Below are 20,782 nucleotides of genomic sequence, written 5' to 3' on the forward strand. Positions count from 1 at the left end.
TCCAGTTCAAGAGGAGGATTCCGATGCAAGTCGTCGAGCCGGTCCCGGTCCATAAAACAAGCTTCTGGGAGAGACTGAGCGTCGAGCGCATCAAAATCGAATTGCTGCGAACGGCATTCGGCCATTCCATGACGTTTCTATCGAGGTTCGACCCGCGCATGCTGATCGCATGGTACACCTTTTTCGCGGTCGCGCCCTGGTTCATCCACGATAAAATCGTGTTAATCGGCATGCTGCTGCCCATTGCGGCGCTAACCTACACGTCGCGGCCCAGCATTGTCGTGCTGATCGTATTGGCGCTCGGCCTCGTGACGGATACGGCTTACGTGCTGCTCGTCTCGCTCGCCTTCGGCGGCGGACTGTCCGCTGCTTGGGCGCTGTCGACGCTGACGCTGAAACTGCTCGTGATCGCGTTGGCCAGCATTGCGGTATTTTCCAGCATGGACCCGGAGAAGCTGAGCGACGCGCTGCTCAGCCTCGGGATGCCTGCGCAGTTCAGCTTCGGAGTAGCCTACGGGTATCGCATGCTGCCGATTTTGATCGAGGAGTATAACCAACTGCTGCACTCCTATCGCCTGAGGGGCCGCGCGCCGCAGCGCAAAGGGTGGTTAGGCTGGAGAACGCTCGTGTACATGGGCAAAATTTCGGTGCTGGCGTTCTATCCGCTCATTCTCAATACGGCCAAGCGCACCCGCACAACCGTCGAAGCGTTGGAGGTCAAAGGCTTCACCTATGCGATCAACGACCCCAGAGTGAAGCGGATCAAGCTGGCTTATTTGAAGCTTCGCCTTCGCGACTATGCTTTTCTAGCCGTATCCGCTGTCTATATTGCTTTTTTGTTTTGGTTCGGAAGTCAATTTTGAATGGTAGAAAAGGGGAGTCGGCATGAACATCGATCTGCACACACATGTCAAATTATCCAAAACTACGGAATTTTCGCTGGATGATTTCCGCGATGCCATCCAAGAAGCAAGGTTTAACGGACTGGATGCCATGGCGATGACCGAGCATTTCAACACGCTCCGCTACCACGATATTTTGGATAGCTTGGACCGGCATTACCATTACCGGGACGACTTCTACGATATCGAAGGATTCAAGCTGTTTCCGGGGCTGGAAGTCGATGTGAAGGACGGCGGCCACATCCTTGCGATCGGCCATAGAGACGCGGTAAGGGAGCTGCGCGCCCGGCTTGAGCCGCATACGGAGAAGGAAAGCTTCGTTGAACTCGCCCGGCTGCTGGACTGGTGCGACGAATTGTCCATGCTGCGAATCGGAGCGCATCCGCACCGGGAGAGCAACCCGCTTACGCAGCATTCGCCGCAGCTGCTCCGCCGGCTCGACGCCTTCGACCTGAACGCCAAGGATCTGCATGCGTACGGCCCGGACATGAGCGCGCGCGTCGCGGAAACGGCCCTATCCGTCGGAATTCCGGTCGTAGCGGGAAGCGATACGCATCATCCTTTGCAGTTCGGCAGCATTTGCAACAAGCTGGATGGCGACTGCAGCCGCGTCTCCGAGCTGGCGGCCTGCCTGCGGGAGGGGCGGTACCGGATCGAAATCTCCGCTTGTCTGGACACGAAAGTCAAGGCGGCTGCGCTCGTGAAAAAGCTGCTGAAGCAGCAGGGGCAGCTTTTGGCGTAGCATGCTCTGTCTCGGAAAGATTGCGGCATACATTCTTGAACAGGTACAATAAGTGCAGAAATAGCAAGGTCCGCTTGTACGGGCTGGCTTCCGATGGAATGGGAGGATGGCGATACCGATGGACAAGCTGCACGTGGACTTCCCTTTTGACCGAATGTCCAAAAGCCAACAAAAAATTGCCGATTTTATCGTCAAATCGCTTGAACGGATTCCTTTTTATAATGAAGAAGATATTGCCGCCAAGGTCGGCGTCAGCATCGCGACCGTCTCGCGGTTCTGGAAAACGGCCGGTTACGACAATCTGAAATCGTTCAAGAAGCATTTGCAGGAAATGAGCCAGTCGACGCCGGCGCGCAAAATGCAGCAGGTGCTGAAAAAGACTGAGCAGGACCCCGCCCGGCAGATGATCGCCGCAGCCTTGGTGAATCTGGACGAAACGGAACAACGAATCTCCCGGCAGCAGTTTCAGCAAGCCGTGGAAGCGTTGGATGCGGCCGAGCGCATCTACGTCCATGCCCCCGGCTCGACCTCGTGCCTGTCGGAGCTGCTGCGCTTTCGCTTGAACCGCATCGGCATTCAGGTCCGCATGATGGCCGGGAGCGGGCACGAATTGCTGGAAAGCCTGGTGCATGCCGGTCCGCAGGACGTCGTCCTCTTCTTCGGCTTTGTCAGCAGATCGCCGGAAGCGACGGTCATTTTGAATCAGGCCGCGGAAGCGGGGTACAGGACGATACTGATTACCGATTTGCTGGTGTCCGACATGATCGACGAGAGCGACATCGTTCTCCAGGTCGACCGGGGAGACGCCGACGCCTTCCACTCGCTAGTGGCTCCGATGGTCATTGTGGACAGTCTAGCCGTATCGCTGGCCGGGCGCCGGGGCGAACCCGCGATGGATAAGCTGAAGAAGCTGCACTCGCTGCGGAAGCAGTATGCTTCCTTGCTGCCCAAATAACCGCTGCCGTCTTCATTCAGCGAGCTGAGGTACGGGTCGGGCTCGTGGCGGGCCATCTCCGCTTGACCGGGGCTGCCTGTTTGGTGGTATCAAGCTCCCTTGGATTGCGCCGGAACATGAGCGCAGTCTAAGGGTGTTTTTTCTTATTGGGAATTGAATTTCAAGATCGATATGTTAAAATAAGGAAACCTATTGTGGGAAGGCGTTTCATTTGAGCGAGGATTTCTATTGCGATGAAGTATTGAGCGGCCGCACGCCTGTCCGCAAAGTGCTGGAGACGGACAACGTGCTGGCGTATCATCACACCCGCCCCTATTATCCCGTTCACATTGTGGCGATTCCGAAAAAGCACATCCCGTCGCTGCTGACGCTGGAGCCAAGCGACCATGCGCTCCTGATCGAGCTGATGGACGTTATAAAGAAGGTCGCTGAGCAGGTGCTGGCCGAGCATGGAGGCTGCAGGGTACTGACCAACTTGGGGGAGTACCAGGACTCGAAGCATCTTCATTTTCATATCGTTTATGGCAAGCCATTGCGATGATTGTGCTTGTTTTGGCCCTCCTCTCCCCAGCGGTCCCGGACTCAGGACAAAAAAATGTAAAAATTGCGTAAATTGAGCAAAAAAACATATATTTTTTCAAATTGTTAAGTGATATAATGCAATCGTATCCAATTACATACATATATTTACTGTTAAGGGATATGGATGCAGAAGGCACTAATCTTTTGTTTCCCGATTCCTATGTCTTGGGGTGTGGAGGATGAGCAATCTGAACGCTAGAATCCGGTCGGAGCTTGCCACGATACGGTGGGCTTTTGGCCAAGCCTGGGAGATCGACAAGAGGAACCTGATGTTCTGGATCGTCCTCTGCATGGCCGGGGCGGTGCTGCCGGCGCTGTTCCTGGTCGTGACGCGGCAGATCATCGATACGATTACGGCGCAGACGGCGGCGATGAACGGCTTCGGCGCGATCGTCCCCTGGATTGCCGCCCTGATCGGTTTTCTGTTTTTGCAAGCGGTTTATAACATGCTGCCGAACATTTTCGATTTTACGCTGTTTACCCGGTACGCCGTCGGTATGCAAAAAAATCTCGGCGACCTGATGCGTCGCGTACCGTTGCGTTTGTTTGACAACGCGGAGCTTGCTACGCAAGTAGATATGACGATGCCGACGATCAAGCGGCTGTCCTACTTCCTCAGCAGCTTTCTGAAGCTGCTGGGAGCGATGGTGTCCCTTGGCAGCATCCTCCTTCTTGCCGCAGGCACCTCCGGGCTGCTGCTGGCTCTTGCTGTTGTCCTGCTTGCCGTATCACTTGCCATGGGATTCATTAACGCGGTTGAAGGGCACCGGCGGTGGGTCGATGAAGGGCATAACGAAAGACTGGCCGAGTATTATTACTCCCGTGTGTTCACCCAGGACATCGCGATGGAATACCGCTTGCTGAGGCTGGACCCGTATATTCGCAAGCAGTGGTTCGATATCGTCCGGCCGATGCAGGAAAGAACGCTCCGCTATCTGAATAAAGCAACGCTGAGAGACAACGTAACTCAGATCCTGGGGACAGCGCTCAAGTTCCTGCTGCTGTCGGCAGGACTTTACATGACCGCTTCAGGCAGCATTACGGTCGGCACGCTCGTCATGTTCGTGGCGATGTTCGACCAAATTGTCGGCACAGCGAGCGGATTGGGTAGATTGTTTATGAGTACATACAAGTATGTCAAAGACTTTGAGCTGCAGAAGCGCTTTTTTGAAACAGACTTTAGCGAAGCGGCGAAAGGCGGCGCAGCCAGTTCCACCGTGAACGCGCCATCGTCTGTTAGCGAAGAAGCCCCCGCCGTTTTTGAAATGAACAATGTCAGCTTCGGCTACCGCCCGGGTACCTACGCGCTGAAAAATGTATCGTTAACCATCCGCCAAGGCGAAATCGTCGCCCTCGTCGGCGGCAACGGCGCCGGGAAGTCGACCTTGGTCAAGGTGCTGCTCGGCTTCTACAAGCCGACAGAGGGGGAAGTGTATTTCGAGGGCAAGAGCTATGACGAGATCGATCTGACGAAGCTGGCGCAGCGCATGGGAGTCACCTTTCAGGACTATGCCAAATTCGAGTTTACTCTGCGGGAAAATATCGCCTTCGGCGACCTGTCCAAGCTGGACGACGATCCGGCGCTGCACGGCGCAGCGGACAAGGGCGGCGCGGCGGGCATCCTGACCAAGCATCCGTCCGGCCTCAACACGCATTTGGGCAGGTGGTACGACATTCAGGCCGTGCAGCTGTCCGGCGGCGAATGGCAGCGGGTCGCCGTTTCCCGCGCCCATATCAGCGACAGGGATATCATCATCATGGACGAGCCGGCGGCGATGCTGGACCCGATCGCGGAGATGGAGCAGTTTTATAATCTGAAGAATAGCATCCAGAGCCGCACAGGTATTCTCATCTCGCACCGCATCGGCTTCGCCAGGCTGGCCGACAAGGTAGCCGTGCTGGACGAAGGGGAGCTGGTCGAGTTCGGAACCCACAGCGAGCTGATGGCGAGACAAGGCCTGTACTACAGGCTGTTCACCGCTCAGGCCGAATGGTATCGGAAGGAGGACGCCGTTTGACATGGCAGAAGCTGCTCAAGAAGTGAGACAACGCGCGAAAATCGGCGCAACCGTCCTTTCCGCCTTTAAGCTGGCGAAGGAGACGGCCAGCCTGAAGGAAATCGTTTTGACGTACATTGGACTGGCATCAGGGGTCATCGGAACGCTCGTCGCCATATTCGAAAAAAACTTTTTCAACGAAGCCGCGAAGGTCGTGACGGGCGGCATGGGCCCGTCGTTCGCCCAAGCGGTCCAGTGGCTTGCGCTGTGGATGGGGCTCGTGCTGCTGACGAATCTGATTCAGGTCGTCTCCGGAAGGGCGAGCAATGCGCTGTGGAGCAAAATGCGCTGCTGCATTCAGGAGAATCTGATGCTCAAGCTTTCGCGCATCCGATTGCATTATTTCTCCCGCACAGAGACGTACCAGAAGTTCGAATGGGTCAAAAACGAGCTGAACGAGAAGCTGCCGCTCATTTTGAACGCCGCCTTCGGCATCGTTTTTTCCCTCATTCAGCTCATCACGGCTGTGATGATCATCGGATACGAGCATTGGCTGATTGCGCTCGTCGTGTTCCTCGGCTGCATTCCGGCCATCATCCTGAAGCAAAGGCATACGGAGGCCGATTACCGTCACCAGCAGTACAATTCCCACGAGCTTCGCTATCAAACCTATGTTTCCTGGGTCATGTTCAAGCGCCCTTTCATGAAGGAGATGCGCTACGGCAATCTGTACGATTATGTCAAGAAGAAGTACGAGGATTCGGTGACAGACCTGTACAATAAGCGCATCCGCCTGATCAAGCGGTTTACGCTGTTCAACGGCGGGGCGCAGCTGATCAGCCTGTCTACCATCGGCATTGCGCTGGCGATCATCGCTTACGAGATTTACCGTGGCGATGCGGGCATCGGCTCTTTCGTCTTGGTGTACAGCACGGCGAAAGTGATGCAGACGGCATTCCAAGGAATGTTCGAGCACGCCGTCCTGATCGGCAGCGATGGCCGGTTTCTCGACGATTACAACCAGCTGATGAAGTACGAGGAAGACGACAGCGACAGGGGCGAGGGGGAGGAGCTGCAGATCAAGGGAGGCGCCGTTCGGAAGCCGTCCCCGCTTGCGGACGCTCCGTCCCGCATCGATATGGAATTTCATAAAGTCAGCTTCGCTTATCCCGAAACGGATCGCCAGGTGCTGCGCGATGTTAATGTCCGCATCCGCCAAGGGGAGAAAATCGCGATCGTCGGCGAGAACGGCTCGGGCAAAAGCACCTTCATTTCGTTGCTATGCGGGATGTATGCTCCGACGGAGGGGAGGGTGCTGCTGAACGATGCGGACGCTTGCGAGCAGCGGGAGACGATCCAGCGCACCGTTTCCTGCACCTTGCAGATGTTCGGCAAATACGAAATTTCCATCGCCGACAATATCCGCATTGGGGACTTGTTCCGGGAGTACTCCGACGAAGAGATCGCCGAAGCTGCGAAGCTGGCGGGCGCCTATGAATTCATTTCGCGCCTCAAAGACGGGATGCACACGTATGCCGGCAATCATTACAAGGGCGGCGTGGAGCTGTCCGGCGGTCAGTGGCAAAAAATCGCCATTGCCCGGGCAATACTGAAGAAGGACGCACGCATCCTGATCATGGACGAACCGACCGCGGCGCTGGACCCGGTAGCGGAAGCGCAGCTGTACGAAGACTTCCACCGCATCACCGGCGACAAGACGACGATTCTCATCTCCCACCGCTTGGGCGCGACACGGCTTGCCGACCGCATCCTCGTCTTCAGTCAAGGCCGTATCGCGGAGGAAGGCAGTCATGACGAGCTGATGGCGCTGGACGGCATTTATGCGGAAATGTACAGGGCTCAGTCGCAGTGGTATGTGGCTTGAGGCGGAGTTGGGATAGAGTGGGAGTTGAAACAACTACTAATACATTTTCCAAGGGGGGCTGATGAATGAAGAAAGATCTGTATGCATCGCGACAAGAAGTAAAAAATGAACTTGATATAATGAAATGGGCAGCAGGTGGAAAACAAGATGTTAGTGATATTCAAACAATATGCGAAGACTATTTGATTGAAGTATCGAAATTGAACGGATTGAGTGGAAGGCTGCTATATTGTATGAAAAACAATAAAGCTTCTTGGATTAATGAAAATCTTCTTGAAGAAGCAGAAAACTTACACAAGTCTGCAGTAAAGAAAATGAATGAACATATTGATGTTGTAAGAGAAATTAATCAGGCGATTGATAAAGAAAAGAAACCAATTGTGCTTAAGGGATTTTGTGATTTTTTCTATCTAAGGGATGAAAATAGCATAAGAAGAAGTTATGACATCGATCTGATTTATGATGACTTTGAATACCTTAATAATGTATTGATTTCATTAGGGTTTGAAGCAAAATATGCACCTGCTGATCATGAATATGCAAATTATATTAGAGGAGGAGTGGAAATTGATCTACATAGATACTTACCGGTAGCGAATTATCCTAGTAAAATAGGGCAAATCTATAATCCATACGTTCATACAAAGTATGTTCTCCAGAATGATCAAGAATATATATGGTCGCAAATGACATATGGCGATCTGTACAACTATAGTTATTTTGCAGAGGATGGGATTTTTATTCCAGAGCTAGAACCAACTATTTTAATTCATTGCAACCATATATTCAGATCATTTACAAAGGTAGATGCTAAACGTTTATGTATTAGATTAGGCGATCTATCGATTATAAGGGACTTGTTAAGTAGTAATAGTTTTGATATTGGAAGATTTAATACATTTGTTGGAAAATTCAATAGCTACGATTCCGTGAGATTTGTCTGTGGACTAATCAAATATTTTTTTGGAGAAGTCCCTGAAGAATTAAAAAATTATTATTCAACTGATTCAGAAAACCATGAATTAATATTGAATAGAACGTTATTCAAAGTGTGGTGCTATTTTGAACATCCTGATGATTTAATAAAACCAAAGGCATATAAATCGGAACATAAAAGGATAAATCAATTACTTGGATTTAACAATATTTTGTTAAGTAGTAGTAATAAGGGGGATGAAAGCTATGTCTATGGAATAGAACAGGATAATTATAGTCCCTTAAAAGCAATAATCAGTTCATCAACAGAAGATTACTTTCAAGATTTAAGATTATTCCTGAAAATTAGCCTGAATAAAGATAACTTATTTTTAAATATAAAGATAATACGACCAATAAACCCGGAATATGGAAATATTGAGATTAAAGCTTACTTTAGAAATCCATTTAAAACATCTACTATCGCCAGTTTTAATTTAGATAATACTGATAACATCTTACCAGAATCATATGATCTGAATTACTGTTATAAAATGCATGACCTTGAAAGATGGAATGAAGATGGTACTATAGGTTTTTTTGTGGAAATAGTTTTGATAGATGACCATGATAAATGTAAGTATTTATTTCCTCTATATATTCAACATAAGGATGTTGTTAGTGTGTAATAATCTCTACACTAGTCAATAAAAAGGGCTCCAAATCAGTACTTGTCCATAACCTGGCTTTGATAATCCGTAGTTGTACAAACCGCCGCGAGCCTTGTTAGGACAAGGCATTCGGTGGTTGTGGATAACTACGTGTGGTGCCTACAGATTTCAGTGATCAAAGCAGCGAAATATCCCATATTTGCTGGGGTTCTTCGATTTTTAGTGCTGAAACAATTGCCCGATGTGCTTCGGTCAATTCGGTTTTCTGGCATTTCCGGCATCCAGCCGATACTCGATCAAGTGCATCATTTGCATGAGCGAGCGTACTTCACGCCACGTCTTGCCCATCTGGTCTCGACAATACGAATGAGCATGAGTCCTAGCAAGTAGAGCAGGACGTGAGCCCGGATTCGCTTTTCCTTGCGGTGATAGACGGGATGCAGCTTCAGCGATTGCTTCAGTGTTCGGCTTTGACGGCGTCCAGGTCGATTCGCAAATTGCCGCGCTTGTCGATTTTCAAATACCGCTTGAAGGTCGGGTGGCTGTCAATCGGCAATGTGCCTTCGTATGCGCATCGCCATCGAGTTCTTTCAGCCGGGCCAGTTCTGTTCGAAGCTTCTGCAAATGTGCTTCACGCTGGGCTACATCTCGCCTCGCTTCTTCCGGATTGCGGACCAGCACATAACGCGTCCGTGCTTCATCGTCGCCGATCGCGACCTCTTTGACTTCCAGATTGTTTCGAATTGTCTTGAATCGTCCCGGAAGAGCTAGTGCCACTTCGACCGTCGGTTTGCCGGAGGTCATCTTCTCGTCCGCGATGTAGTGCCCGCCGTTTTGCTGGAGTACGCGCAAGTTGTCTTCGGATCCAGAAGCCGCGGTCGACGACCGTGATGACGCTTCCGAGTTTCCAGCCGGTCAAGTCTTTCTTGACTTCCGGAACAACGCTCATATCTGATGTGTTGCCAGGCCACACCCAGCAGCGAATCGGAATGCCGTCAAGGGTGACGGCAAAGCCGGTGACCACTTGCGGCAGGTCGGGATGATGCTCTTTGGAGTATCCCATCGCTCGGTAAACGTGCTGGACCTCGAATGCCGGAAGGTCAGGAAAGAGAGAGTATTACAGATGGTTTACTTATTTAAATCGATATGATTGGAAAGGTGAGATGTTGACATGATTACCATTGTGTTAGGCGGTCAAATTGGAAGCGAAGGCAAAGGGAAAATAGCAGCATATATTGCACGCGAATTTCAAATGAGTGTTCGCACTGGCGGTCCCAATGCCGGACATACCATCTACCATAACGGGGAAAAATATATTCTTCGTCTTGTTCCGTGCGCATTCGTCAACAAGGAATGCAAGCTAGCCTTGGCAGCGGGATCGTACATTAACAAGGATGTCTTGTTGAAGGAAATTAAAGTTTTAGGTTTAAAACCAGGTTCCTTATTTATTGATCCGCAAGCAGGAATGATTGATAAAAAGCATATAGAAGAAGAGCAAGTTTTACTCAATAACAATCTTTCAACGGGGTCGGGTGTAGGATATGCAACCTCCGACAAGATTTTAAGAAGAGAATCGTTCAAACTGGCCAAGGACATAGAGGAGTTTACGCCGTATATTGGAAATGTTTCAATGCTCGCCAACCGATGCATCGACCAAGGGGGCCGTGTCCTAATTGAAGGCACCCAAGGCTTTGATCTAAGTGTCCATCACGGAAGCTATCCATTTGTGACGAGCCGTGATACGACATCGGCAACTTTATGTGGAGAGGTCGGCTTAAGTCCAAGGCTGGTGGAAGATATTATATTAGTGTTGCGTACCTACCCCATTCGCTCATCGGATGGACCTCTTTATGAAGAAATAACATGGGAAGAGCTAACGTACCTAGCGAAATCCAGCGTACCGATTCAAGAACATACATCCGTTACGAAGAAAGTAAGAAGAATCAGCAAATTCGACGAGGAATTGGTATCAAGAGCCATTTGGATTAACAGACCGACACAATTAGCGCTAAATTTTGTTGATTACATTAGTTCCTGCGATTACAAGGTAAGGAGATATTCGGAGCTTTCTTCGGCGTCAAAGAATTTCATCGAGCGTTTAGAAAGAAAATTTGGTGTCCCCGTTACTTTGATAGGAACTGGACCAGACCAGGAAGATATTATTGATTTGCGTCGTGAAAAATTAAACAAACAGATTGTAGACGTACGGTATTCCAACATCTCTGGTGGTGGGATAGCGAAATGATAACCAACGTTGCCATCGGCATTCTTGAACATGACAATCAGATTCTTTTTGTAAAAAGAAACAATAACAGCTACCAGGGACTATGGGGGCTTCCAGGCGGTAAAATCGAAAGAATGGAACATCTCGATGAAGCCGTAATCAGGGAATTTAAAGAGGAGACTAAACAGGAAGTCAATTTTAAAGAATTGATTGGTGTCATATCTGAACTTATAAATGAGAAGGATAGGAACGAGCATGTTATACTATATCTATGTACACTGGAAGTGCCTGTTCCACAAGATATTTCGGATGGAAATCTTAGCTGGATACCCAAAAATGAGATTAATATGCGCAATGATATTATTCCCAGCGATGTCCTAATATTAGATTATTATATGTACAAAAAAACTAGGAATTTTTATTTGAGGCTCGAAAGCGTACAAACCGAGGACGGTACCTATTTGGCAAAAGAGAGTTTACCCTATGGATAAAAGGGAGATTAACCGGTTAAAGTCTGTGTTTAGATCGATCAGAATTCCGTGCAATTTCGGTTTTGCAGGAGAGTTGTACATTGATTTAGATGCCCTTGGAAAAGAAGTTCATTTGCCACTAATGATCAAAAAGAGGTACCTTACAGAAGACATAATAGCTGGGAAAGCATACAACAGGACTTCCCGTTATTATTACAAGGATTTTCACGATATCATTCGGGTCATGGAACAAGTGCAAGCTGATTATTCGACGATTTACGAATTAAATCTTGAGGAACGGGTAAAAAGGTATCTTTTGTTTACCGTAATCGAGTACTTAATGATCTCCACAGCGAAAATTATGTACTTATACTATATCCAAAATGAAGATAAATTGTATGATGAATCAAAAGCTTATTTATCGTTACTGTGGCGAAATTTGATCAGATTGTGTTTCGAGGATTCCATTCCTCCAGCTCCGATCATCGGCTTGGCGTCGCATTCAAAATATGCTTTGGAGAACAATTTTGCGTCAACTCGGAATTACGCAGAGATGGACAATAAGTTAGTCTTGTTTATTGATTTTTTTCTATTCCGGGAAGAGATTAAACAATTTGATCTTATTATTTCGCCATTGTTCGGCGGTGTCATGATTCCGTTTTGTTACAGCAGTTTGAGTGATTATTTTTCAACGGAACCTTGCAAGAAAGCGGAATGCGAGTTTTTATCCTTCTCATTATACGACAACGCACAATCCGACCGGCAATTTCATTTGTTGAACGAAAAACTTCGACTGCTTCGAAAAAACTATTCAAAAGATGTCAAAGTGCTTTTGGTAGACGATAACATTGGATCAGGCAGGACATTGCAACTGCTAAAGACGGTAGTCTTTACTCATTTTACGCACGTAAGAATCAAGGCTGTAGAGTACCATTGGGAAAAAAAGCTTCTAAGAGAAAATGTGGCTTGCAACGAAATATTTCAAGCACATCAAATTGACTTTCTTTCACCTCTTATGTACAGGCATTATCTTATACTGGAAAAATATATCGAAGGGCTTATTTCAAATCATTGTACTTATTCCAACTATTTTCCTTCGTCTATAGATCAGTACCTCTCACTTGACGAATTTAAGTTGAAATCAAGAAATGAGCAGGTAATAAAAACGCTTTTAGATAAATCGACGTTACTGCAATTTGCGAGACGAGTTAATGGATTACAATCCAGAAAAGGATGTTGAACGAAGTGAATCTATTAAAACCACATGATATATGGCCACCTCATGATCTGTATAAGCAGATGGCCAATGTATCTTATGCCTATCTTGATCAAGTTCAAACATTATCTATTAAGGACGGTTCCGGAGTAATTGCCCAATTCGAAAACATGCTAACCGAATATTATGGAGTTAAATATGCGATTGGTTTAAATTCCGGTACATCAGCCGTACACTCTGCGCTTTTTGCCGTAGGAATTCAAGATGATGATGAGGTGATATGCCAAGTAAGTACCTTTCACGCTTCCATTACCCCCCTCATGCAAACCGGAGGCATTCCGGTTTTATGCGATACAGACGGGTCCACAGGAAATATTGATATCGAAGATGTGAAGAATAAGATTACCGATAAAACTAAAGCTATAATCGTCACCCATATGTGGGGATATCCTGCCGACATGGATGAAATCATGGAAATTGCCAATCAGCATAACCTTTTTGTAATTGAAGATTGCTCCCATGCTCACGGTACAGTCTATAAAGGGAGAAAAACTGGAACAATTGGTCATATCGGCGTGTTTAGCATGCAAGCAAGCAAAATTGTTCCTGCTGGAGAAGGAGGATATTTGATCACATCGGATCGTAATCTATACGAGAGAGCACTCTTATTTGGACAATTCGGCGAACGACTGAATTTACAATTAACGGTACCTGATTTACATGCGTTTTGGGAGACGGGAATGGGCCTAAAATATCGTATGCATCCATTGGCTGCTGTGTGCGCTATTGTTGCATTTAAACATTTCGCTCATTATTTGAGGCTTCGTAGAAAACGTATTCATGCTTTTCATGAATATATCAAAGACATCCCTGCTCTAAATCATCTCATCGAAGAGTCCCCTTTGGACAGATACTCTTATTTTATGAATCGGATGCAATATGAGCCCGAGCATATTTCTGGTATACCGATAAAATCGGTTGTCAAAGATTTGAGGGAACTGGGACTAGATATTCGAATTGCAAGCCATAGGCCGTTATATCACTTGCCTGTTTTTCAAGGTAAACGCCTTGTAGGAAATGATAATTTAAGCAGATGGCCAATTTATACCCAAGCGCAATTTCCTAAAACAGTTTCTTATTTTGAATCATTGCTCGGTTTGCCGCGTTTCGACCATCCTGAAGGGGATCGATTGGTAGAATATTACGGCCAAACATTGCGTCAATATTTTCTGAAGAGGTGATTGTTTCATGTTGGATATTCGCAAGGGCATGAACTATCTGGGGCTTGATTATATGATTAAAATCGGAGGGAGCTTACTTCCAAACATTAATAAATGCAAGCAATTAGCTGATTTATTATCAGAAGTGGGGAAATCAAAGCGGTTACTTTTGTTTCCCGGCGGAGGAGAAATCGACAATTACATAGAAACCTATCATAGTCAGATTGCTTTGGATAGGGAAATATTCCATCGAGCAACCATGCTTGCGATGGATCAGACCGCATTATTATTCTGCAATTATAACCTGGAAATGCTTGTTCCTGTTGACAACATGATCGATTGTAGAAAGGTTTTGGACCAACATCGAATACCTTTTTTACTTCCGTCCAAAATTGTATTCGGATTAGATCCGTTCCGATATACGAATCGCATCACCTCTGACGGAATGGCACTATACTTTGCGCATATTTTTCAAGCAAAGCGCATGGTGTTGATTAAGAGCATAAACGGAATACTCGATCATAATCGGCAAACTATTTCCAGGCTCTCATTTGATGAATTTTTGATGACAGAGCAAGATTGCGTCGACGAAACTTTCCCATTGTTGGCCCATAAAGTGAAAATTCCGATTGACATATTGAACGGATTGGAGTACGAGCAATTGAGGCAGTATTTCAAGGAGGAGATTAACGCTTGGGGGACGCAAATAAACTAGGTCATCCAGTAAGTACGGTCAAGTACTTGATGCCAATGATTTCAGAAATGACACGTAATGATAGATATCCGATTGGCCTTGAAGAGGCGTTAGTTGAATACTTAAAGGATGATCTTTATATAAGTCACCTTATATATCCGTTTTTGAAAAAATGGGAAAACAAGTTGGATTTTGATAAAGTCTTTAGCATGTTGCCGGCGAGGCTGCGCATGGTTCTCCTGGGATTTATGCATCTGTGCGATATTAGTCCAGATTATCCGGGATTGCTGGAAAGGCGGTGCTCTATTACATATCCCTATTACCTTCGCGGTTCCTGGTTGAATGACTACAAGGAGCTCTCGTCATACCGAAAACTGAGTCATCGCCTTCAAGAGATAAAGGATGAATATGGTGTGGACATCTTTCTGACATTAAGGGATTTGAAGGAGATCCGTGCTGATGCAGATTTAGATACAGCGAACCACGATCGGTTATATGAATATCTGATGCTTCTACACTCGTTTTTTAGTGATCATCATATTCCATATTCAATTGGAGGAAGTGTAAGCCTTTTCCTCCAATTGTCATTGGAGTGCTCTTGGGATATAGATATTGTCATCTTTCAGGAGCCTGATAGTCATCTTTGTGACAATATCATTCGTTTTGCCGAAACGGAACTACAGTTAATGCTTGAAGAGAAGTGGGAGGATTATTTATCTTTTCGTTCTCTTGAACATGGATTAACGCTGGATGTCGAAATTAATCAACATTATAAACAAAGGTTAGATGAATACACCAATTCTATAACGTCTTATACGTTGGGAAACACGACGGTTCACCTATTACATTACAGAAAGATATTAGATCTTAAAAAGGGAATGGGGCGATTGAAGGATTTGAATAACATATTTAAGGCATATGAATTATTATATGGAAGTGAGGGTAAGCATAGAGCCTATGAATATTTGGAGTCGAGATTTTAACACATCGTGTTCTTTTCATCTTCGTGAGAATAGTGTGGCTATTTTTATGGAAAAAGAGGATGCGGAGATGATCGACGATCTTCAAGCTTTTTTCCATTATCCATCGTATCGGCCCGCCAGACGTTCTGTGTGGACTGTTTATCTTTATAGGGATACGGCAGCAGACATGTTCCTAACGGGAAAGTCTGAAAAAATAAATATGGAATTAGGCGAGACAGGGAAGTTGATTGTGACAGGTAAGTATACCGTCATCGAATCGGATGCTACTAAAGGAATTGTCGTCATAGATTCGAAAAGTAAAGTCGTTTCGATTTATAATCCACGTTACAAGGTTCGTTTTATCGATGCTTACCGAGTGGTTAGACAATTGTTTGCGACGCAATTGCTCGAACATTCCATCCCTTTTCATGGGGGAGCCGTTCATCTGGAAGGTATAAACATCGCTTTTCTGGGACATAAGGGATTTGGCAAATCTACTTTGGTGACAGGTCTTCTTTATAAAAATCCTACGTCCTCTTATATTTGTAATGACCGATTTTTCCTTAAGGTTCTGCCCGGACATCCGGCTGAAATTGTCCAATGGCCGGAATGCCCTGCCCTGACATATACAACATTGTGCATGTTTGAGGAACTTCCCGACCGAATCGAATATATGAAGCATCATCCCGGACGCTTTGTACCATCTGAGCGATTTATCGATCATCCGAGGCTTCCCGGCAAGCAAGAAATTATATCGAATCGTACTGATGAAGGGAAGGTTATTTTTACCAATTTGGAATTTACGTCTATGCTGCGAAGAAGTATCATGCCATCCACTTCATTGGACTATATTTTTCTATTGTCCAGACCAGAGAACAATGAATGTGAACTTGTTCCAATCTCCGATACGGAAACCATGCAATTATTGAATAAAAACATCGATGCTTTTGATTCATTTCCCGATTGGTTGAATATACAGGGGAAAAGGAACCATAATATTGATTTAGCCGCAGTACGTGATTTTCCTCAATGCTTTTTGTTTCGCAGGACTTACAATCTGGAGTACGATCTTGCATTCTTGAAGGAATGGGCATTAGATCGGTTTCTTGACAAAAAATAAAACTTAACTATAAATGAGTAATCCACTTCCAGTAAACTGTAAAAACAAAAAGAATAGAGACAAAGCGCGCTCCTTGTGGTAAAAAGTAGTCACCACAACAAACTTATACCCAGGAGGGCTCGCTATGTCTCATACCGCCATCGTACCCGATCATGCGACGATTCGCAACTATTTGTTGCAGCACCGGCTGCCGTTGTATTTTTCAAAGCCGGTTCTGACTCATATCGAGACGTATATGGCGGCCGCGACAGCAAAAGGATTTCGCGGCAAGGTAGTGGACCTGGCGGAATACAGCGATTGCCACCGGACGACGCTCGGCCATTTTCTGGCCGAAGGCAAGTGGGACGAAGGGGTGCTGCAAACCAAAGTAAAGACCGAATCCCTTCGTCAGGTGGTGCAAGCGTCTGAGCGGACAGCGGAGCCGCTGTTCGTCATCCATGATGATACGATTGCCCAGAAGACCAAGCCTTCGTCACAGGCTGGGGCCCCGATGGAGCTCACCGGTTTTCATCATTCGCATCTGCTCGGCAAGGTCGTGTGGGGCCATCAGGTTCAAGCTACCGTCGTGGGATGTGCGGACTTATCGCTCATCCATTCGATCGAACTCTACGACAAAACCAAGACCCATCTGGATGGACAGTCTATACGAAAATCGATCGCGTCTGCGACATGGCGGCCACCCTCCCGCATCCATCTCATGGTGGTTACGTGCTGGTCGATTCTTGGTTTACCTGCGCTCGTGTCATCGACAGCTACGCAGCTGCTGGCTACCATCTGATCGGTGCCTTGAAGACCAATCGGATTCTCTACCCGCAAGGGATCCGTACCTCGGTCCAGGACTTTGCCGCCCATATCCGAAAAGAAGACGTTCGCCTCGTGACCGTGAACGGCTCTTCCTACTGGACGTATCGGTACGAAGGCGCGTTGAACAAAATCGACAACGTTGTTGTCCTGCTGTGTTGGCCGGAGCAGGCGTTTGGGGAACCGAAAGCGCTGCGCGCCTTCCTAAGTACCGACGTTTCTTTGGAGACCGAAACCATTTCGGCTTATTACGCCAAACGATGGCCAATTGAGATCTTTTTCCGCCAGTACATTGGCAAGCTCGCTCTCAATATTTAAGGTGGTTATTAGGCCACTAAATAGTGTTCAGTAAGCCACTTAAGGTAAAGATGGCTGGTGAATGGCGCATTTAGGCACTGCCAGTAATCAGCCCCTTATAGGGAAAAAAAGCAAGCCAGCCGTGGAACGGGTGGTCCTATGACTGAAATGGCTTGTTCTTCAAGCGGTATCCGCATAGCTATGATCATCGTTAGTAGATACTTTTTTTTATATTTCCACTTTTGATTTGATCCACGGATCGCTCTACTAGATTTTATCCTGAATTTCGAAAGTAGAATTCTATGAAAACGTGAAAAGGGCTCCAAATCTTTGGTAGAATGGTGTTTGTCCGAACAACATCACCCAAAGAGAGGAGCACCTTTTAGGTGAAGTCTACCACATCCATCAGCAAAATCAAGACCGAATTTTCATTGCAAAATGCCACAAGCTTCGGAGGCGTCAAGGTCTTCTTGGATTTTCTTGAAAAAATTAAACTGCCCAAGGCGATGCGCGGTCTCTCCGGCGGCAAAGCACACAATGCGGTCTTCCCTCTGCATCGCATCCTGCCGTATCTCATTGTCGGCTGGATGCTCGGTTTGAGCGGATTTTTCATTTTCGCAAGCTGCAGTATGACGCCCTGCTACGTCATTTTCTGGGCGGACGCTGCCCGCATCACAGCCTGCTATACAAGGAACTCGGCCGACTAGGCCGGACCTGTCCCGGACTAGCGGTGGAGCTTCGGACGCTCCATCAGGAGGTCATTCGTCCTTGCTTGCCTGACCGCCTCATTCTCGATCTGGACTGCACGGTCGAAACGGTCTACGGCGACCAGGGCGGCGCGGCTAAAGGCACGAATCCACACAAGCCCGGCCGAAAGAACTATCATCCGCTGCTGGCTTTCGAAGGGCAGACGCGGCTAAATCTGAATGCTTGGCTTCGCCCGGGCAATACCCATTCTTCCAGAATGCCATCGACTTTCTGAAGCAAACGTTTGACCTGCTTGGCAAGCATCCGATCGGCTACGCCCGATTCGACAAGGGCTTTGGCGGCGAAGACTTCTACAGCCTGCTCGAGAGCCGGAAGATCGGCTATGCCGGCAAACTGAAATGGACAAAACGGCTGGAGCAGGAAGTTCGGAAGTGTCGCTACTGGACGCGGTACGTCGACGAAGATTGGATCATCGAAGGCATCACGCTGATTTACAAAGCAACGACCTGGAAGAAAGCGCGTCGGGTGATAATCATCCGCAAGGCTCAAGTGTTTGATGACGGGCAAAGCCGAATGGTTTTCGACAGCGACTGGCAGTACGAAGCGATCGTCACGAATTTGGAATGGGAGCCGATCGATTTGTGGCGCTTCTACAATCAGCGTTGCTGCATGGAGAATTACATCAAGGAAGCCAAGAACGGATTCTCCATGGATCGTATCGCGACAAGCGATTTCCGTGCCAATGAACTGGATCTGCTCATCAAACTGCTCGCGTATAACTTGTTCGAGCGATTCAAGCGCGATTGCTGCGAGCCTGTTCATCGCGGCTACACGATTGCCAGGTTCCGGCTGGAGTTCTTTCACATCGCTGCCACGCTCATTCAGCACAGTCGATCGGTCATTCTCAAACTGGCGAAGGACTTCGCGGGCCGATACGCTTGGAAGCGGATCGAATGTCGTGTGGCTCAGTTGGAATGATCCTTCCACAATCTTACATGGAAATCGCAACGCCCCTTCACTGGGGAGGGGGAAGAACTATCCTTCATGCCTGCAATTGGGACCGTCTCGCTGGATAATCTCTCTTTATTTTACAGTATGATGATCTCCAAATTCCTTCGCATCCCCTGTTACTACTGGACTTTCGAAATTCAGGTTTATTATTGCTTATCTGAAGAGGCATGTTACAATGTTGAAAAAAATAAGTGGAGGCGACTATAAGTGAGGAATGACAAACTAACCTATGCCCAAACTGGCATTAATATAGACGATACGGATGCTGTCAAGCAAAATATGGCCAACAGTCTGAAGACCAACGATGGTCGGGTTTTAAATTCCCTTGGCGCCTTCGCTTCTTTGTATGATTTTAAATTTCCAGAGTACGAACATCCGGTTCTAGTTCTGAAAACGGAGGAGCCAGGCTCCAAACAAAAGCTGTCTTTTCAATACGGACGGCTGCGTTCGATTTGCTACGATATGATCAATCATTTAATAAACGACATCGTTGTCATGGGCGCGAAACCGCTTGCGGTTCAGGATGCGATCATTTGCGGTGCTGTCGATAAAAAAACGATCAGTGAAATTGTCGATGCCATTTCAGCGGCGTGCAAAGAGCAAGACTGTACGCTAACTGGGGGCGAGACATCGATACAACCGGGGGTGCTGGACAAAAATTCATTTATCCTTACATCCAGCATTGTCGGGATCGTCGATAAATCTAAAATTATTGACGGCTCAGCTATACGCAAGGGAGACGCAATTGTAGCTGTTGCGTCTAACGGAGTTCATACGAACGGATACACCTTAATTCGGGCTATTATTGACAACCATCCTGAAATCCTAGACATGAGCGTAGGCGACGAGAGCTTTTTGGATACCATTATGATACCGCATTTATGTTATTACAAGCCTCTCAAAGGATTGCTTGGGAAGGATGGACTGCATGGTATGGCTCATATTACAGGCGGTGGGATTGAAGGCAATTTGAATCGGATTCTTCCGGAACATCTCACTGCCGCCGTCGACTTATCTCGAATTGATGTTTTGCCAGTGTTCCGAATGATTCGCAATATTTGGAAACGTGGACGAACGGGATATGCTGCGCACGTTCAATATGGGGGTCGGACTGATCCTTGTTATTAGTCCAGGGACTGTTGAAGCGGTAGTGAATCATTTGGGGGCATTTGGGTTAAAAAGCTACGTCATTGGGGAAATCGTTGAAGGTAACAAGCAGGTCGTCTTCCAACGAGAAATAGTGTGGGATTAATTAATGGTTTCACATTGAGGAAATCTATGCGGAAATGTACAGAGCTCAGTCTCAATGGTATGTGGCATAAGGTTGGTGAAACTTAATGCATAAGCTCAAGGCCGTCCTGTTCGACCTGGACAACACGCTGTTTGATTTCGCAGAATGGTGGGATAAAA

Annotated in this window: 16 protein-coding genes and 3 pseudogenes; 18 read left to right on the top strand and 1 reads right to left on the bottom strand. The window is 47.2% G+C overall.

The window, feature by feature from the left end; all coding sequences use genetic code 11:
• Positions 1–23: 23 nt before the first annotated feature.
• From F591_RS0111700 to F591_RS0111730, 7 genes are all read left to right on the top strand, one after another.
• Complete coding sequence (locus F591_RS0111700; RefSeq protein ID WP_019534790.1) at positions 24–863, top strand: energy-coupling factor transporter transmembrane component T family protein; 840 nt, start codon at positions 24–26, stop codon at positions 861–863.
• A gap of 22 nt (positions 864–885) precedes the next feature.
• Positions 886–1,644 (top strand): PHP-associated domain-containing protein, encoded by a 759-nt coding sequence (locus F591_RS0111705; protein WP_019534791.1) that lies wholly within the window; start codon positions 886–888, stop codon positions 1,642–1,644.
• A gap of 118 nt (positions 1,645–1,762) precedes the next feature.
• Complete coding sequence (locus F591_RS0111710) at positions 1,763–2,599, top strand: MurR/RpiR family transcriptional regulator (protein ID WP_019534792.1); 837 nt, start codon at positions 1,763–1,765, stop codon at positions 2,597–2,599.
• A 211-nt stretch (positions 2,600–2,810) separates the two neighbouring features.
• On the top strand, positions 2,811–3,140 hold the full coding sequence (locus F591_RS0111715; protein ID WP_019534793.1) for an HIT domain-containing protein: 330 nt from the start codon (positions 2,811–2,813) through the stop codon (positions 3,138–3,140).
• Between the two features lie 220 nt (positions 3,141–3,360).
• Entirely contained in the window at positions 3,361–5,199 is a 1,839-nt protein-coding gene (locus F591_RS29545) for an ABC transporter ATP-binding protein (protein ID WP_019534794.1), read from the top strand.
• Position 5,200: 1 nt separating this feature from the next.
• Positions 5,201–7,063: an ABC transporter ATP-binding protein gene (locus F591_RS29550; protein ID WP_019534795.1), complete on the top strand. Its 1,863-nt coding sequence runs from the start codon at positions 5,201–5,203 to the stop codon at positions 7,061–7,063.
• A gap of 65 nt (positions 7,064–7,128) precedes the next feature.
• Positions 7,129–8,667, top strand: coding sequence for a nucleotidyltransferase family protein (locus F591_RS0111730; protein WP_019534796.1), 1,539 nt, complete (start codon positions 7,129–7,131; stop codon positions 8,665–8,667).
• Between the two features lie 157 nt (positions 8,668–8,824).
• On the opposite strand, the pseudogene F591_RS33545 reads toward F591_RS0111730, so the two are convergent.
• Positions 8,825–9,718: pseudogene (locus F591_RS33545) on the bottom strand (IS1634 family transposase); the annotation flags it as partial.
• A 102-nt stretch (positions 9,719–9,820) separates the two neighbouring features.
• On the opposite strand from F591_RS33545, the gene F591_RS27920 reads away from it, so the two are divergent.
• The 11 genes and pseudogenes from F591_RS27920 (at position 9,821) to F591_RS33550 (ending at position 20,624) form a co-directional block, all read left to right on the top strand.
• The gene (locus F591_RS27920; protein WP_019534799.1) at positions 9,821–10,894 is read left to right on the top strand and encodes an adenylosuccinate synthetase; all 1,074 of its coding nucleotides are present in this window, start codon (positions 9,821–9,823) and stop codon (positions 10,892–10,894) included.
• Positions 10,891–11,364 carry an NUDIX hydrolase gene (locus F591_RS29555; RefSeq protein ID WP_019534800.1) on the top strand — a complete coding sequence of 158 codons (474 nt, stop codon included), beginning with the start codon at positions 10,891–10,893 and terminating at the stop codon, positions 11,362–11,364. Before F591_RS27920 ends, F591_RS29555 begins: the two co-directional genes overlap by 4 nt.
• Complete coding sequence (locus tag F591_RS0111755) at positions 11,357–12,583, top strand: hypothetical protein (protein ID WP_019534801.1); 1,227 nt, start codon at positions 11,357–11,359, stop codon at positions 12,581–12,583. Before F591_RS29555 ends, F591_RS0111755 begins: the two co-directional genes overlap by 8 nt.
• Positions 12,584–12,588: 5 nt before the next feature.
• Positions 12,589–13,800: a DegT/DnrJ/EryC1/StrS aminotransferase family protein gene (locus tag F591_RS27930; protein ID WP_019534802.1), complete on the top strand. Its 1,212-nt coding sequence runs from the start codon at positions 12,589–12,591 to the stop codon at positions 13,798–13,800.
• 7 nt (positions 13,801–13,807) lie between these two features.
• The gene (locus F591_RS0111765) at positions 13,808–14,494 is read left to right on the top strand and encodes an amino acid kinase family protein (RefSeq protein ID WP_019534803.1); all 687 of its coding nucleotides are present in this window, start codon (positions 13,808–13,810) and stop codon (positions 14,492–14,494) included.
• Complete coding sequence (locus F591_RS0111770; protein ID WP_019534804.1) at positions 14,473–15,456, top strand: hypothetical protein; 984 nt, start codon at positions 14,473–14,475, stop codon at positions 15,454–15,456. Before F591_RS0111765 ends, F591_RS0111770 begins: the two co-directional genes overlap by 22 nt.
• 46 nt (positions 15,457–15,502) lie before the next feature.
• Positions 15,503–16,555 carry a hypothetical protein gene (locus F591_RS0111775; RefSeq protein WP_156829532.1) on the top strand — a complete coding sequence of 351 codons (1,053 nt, stop codon included), beginning with the start codon at positions 15,503–15,505 and terminating at the stop codon, positions 16,553–16,555.
• A gap of 124 nt (positions 16,556–16,679) precedes the next feature.
• Positions 16,680–17,668, top strand: a pseudogene (locus F591_RS31970) (IS701 family transposase); the annotation flags it as partial.
• A gap of 371 nt (positions 17,669–18,039) precedes the next feature.
• A pseudogene (locus tag F591_RS27940) lies at positions 18,040–19,339 on the top strand (IS1380 family transposase).
• Positions 19,340–19,579: 240 nt separating this feature from the next.
• Complete coding sequence (locus F591_RS27945) at positions 19,580–20,500, top strand: phosphoribosylformylglycinamidine cyclo-ligase (protein ID WP_051109181.1); 921 nt, start codon at positions 19,580–19,582, stop codon at positions 20,498–20,500.
• On the top strand, positions 20,472–20,624 hold the full coding sequence (locus F591_RS33550) for a hypothetical protein (protein WP_425414356.1): 153 nt from the start codon (positions 20,472–20,474) through the stop codon (positions 20,622–20,624). The genes F591_RS27945 and F591_RS33550 overlap by 29 nt, the downstream gene beginning before the upstream one ends.
• Positions 20,625–20,782 lie beyond the last annotated feature (158 nt).

Source organism: Paenibacillus ginsengihumi DSM 21568 (assembly GCF_000380965.1).
In the GTDB taxonomy this organism is placed as follows: Bacteria; Bacillota; Bacilli; order Paenibacillales; family NBRC-103111; genus Paenibacillus_G; species Paenibacillus_G ginsengihumi.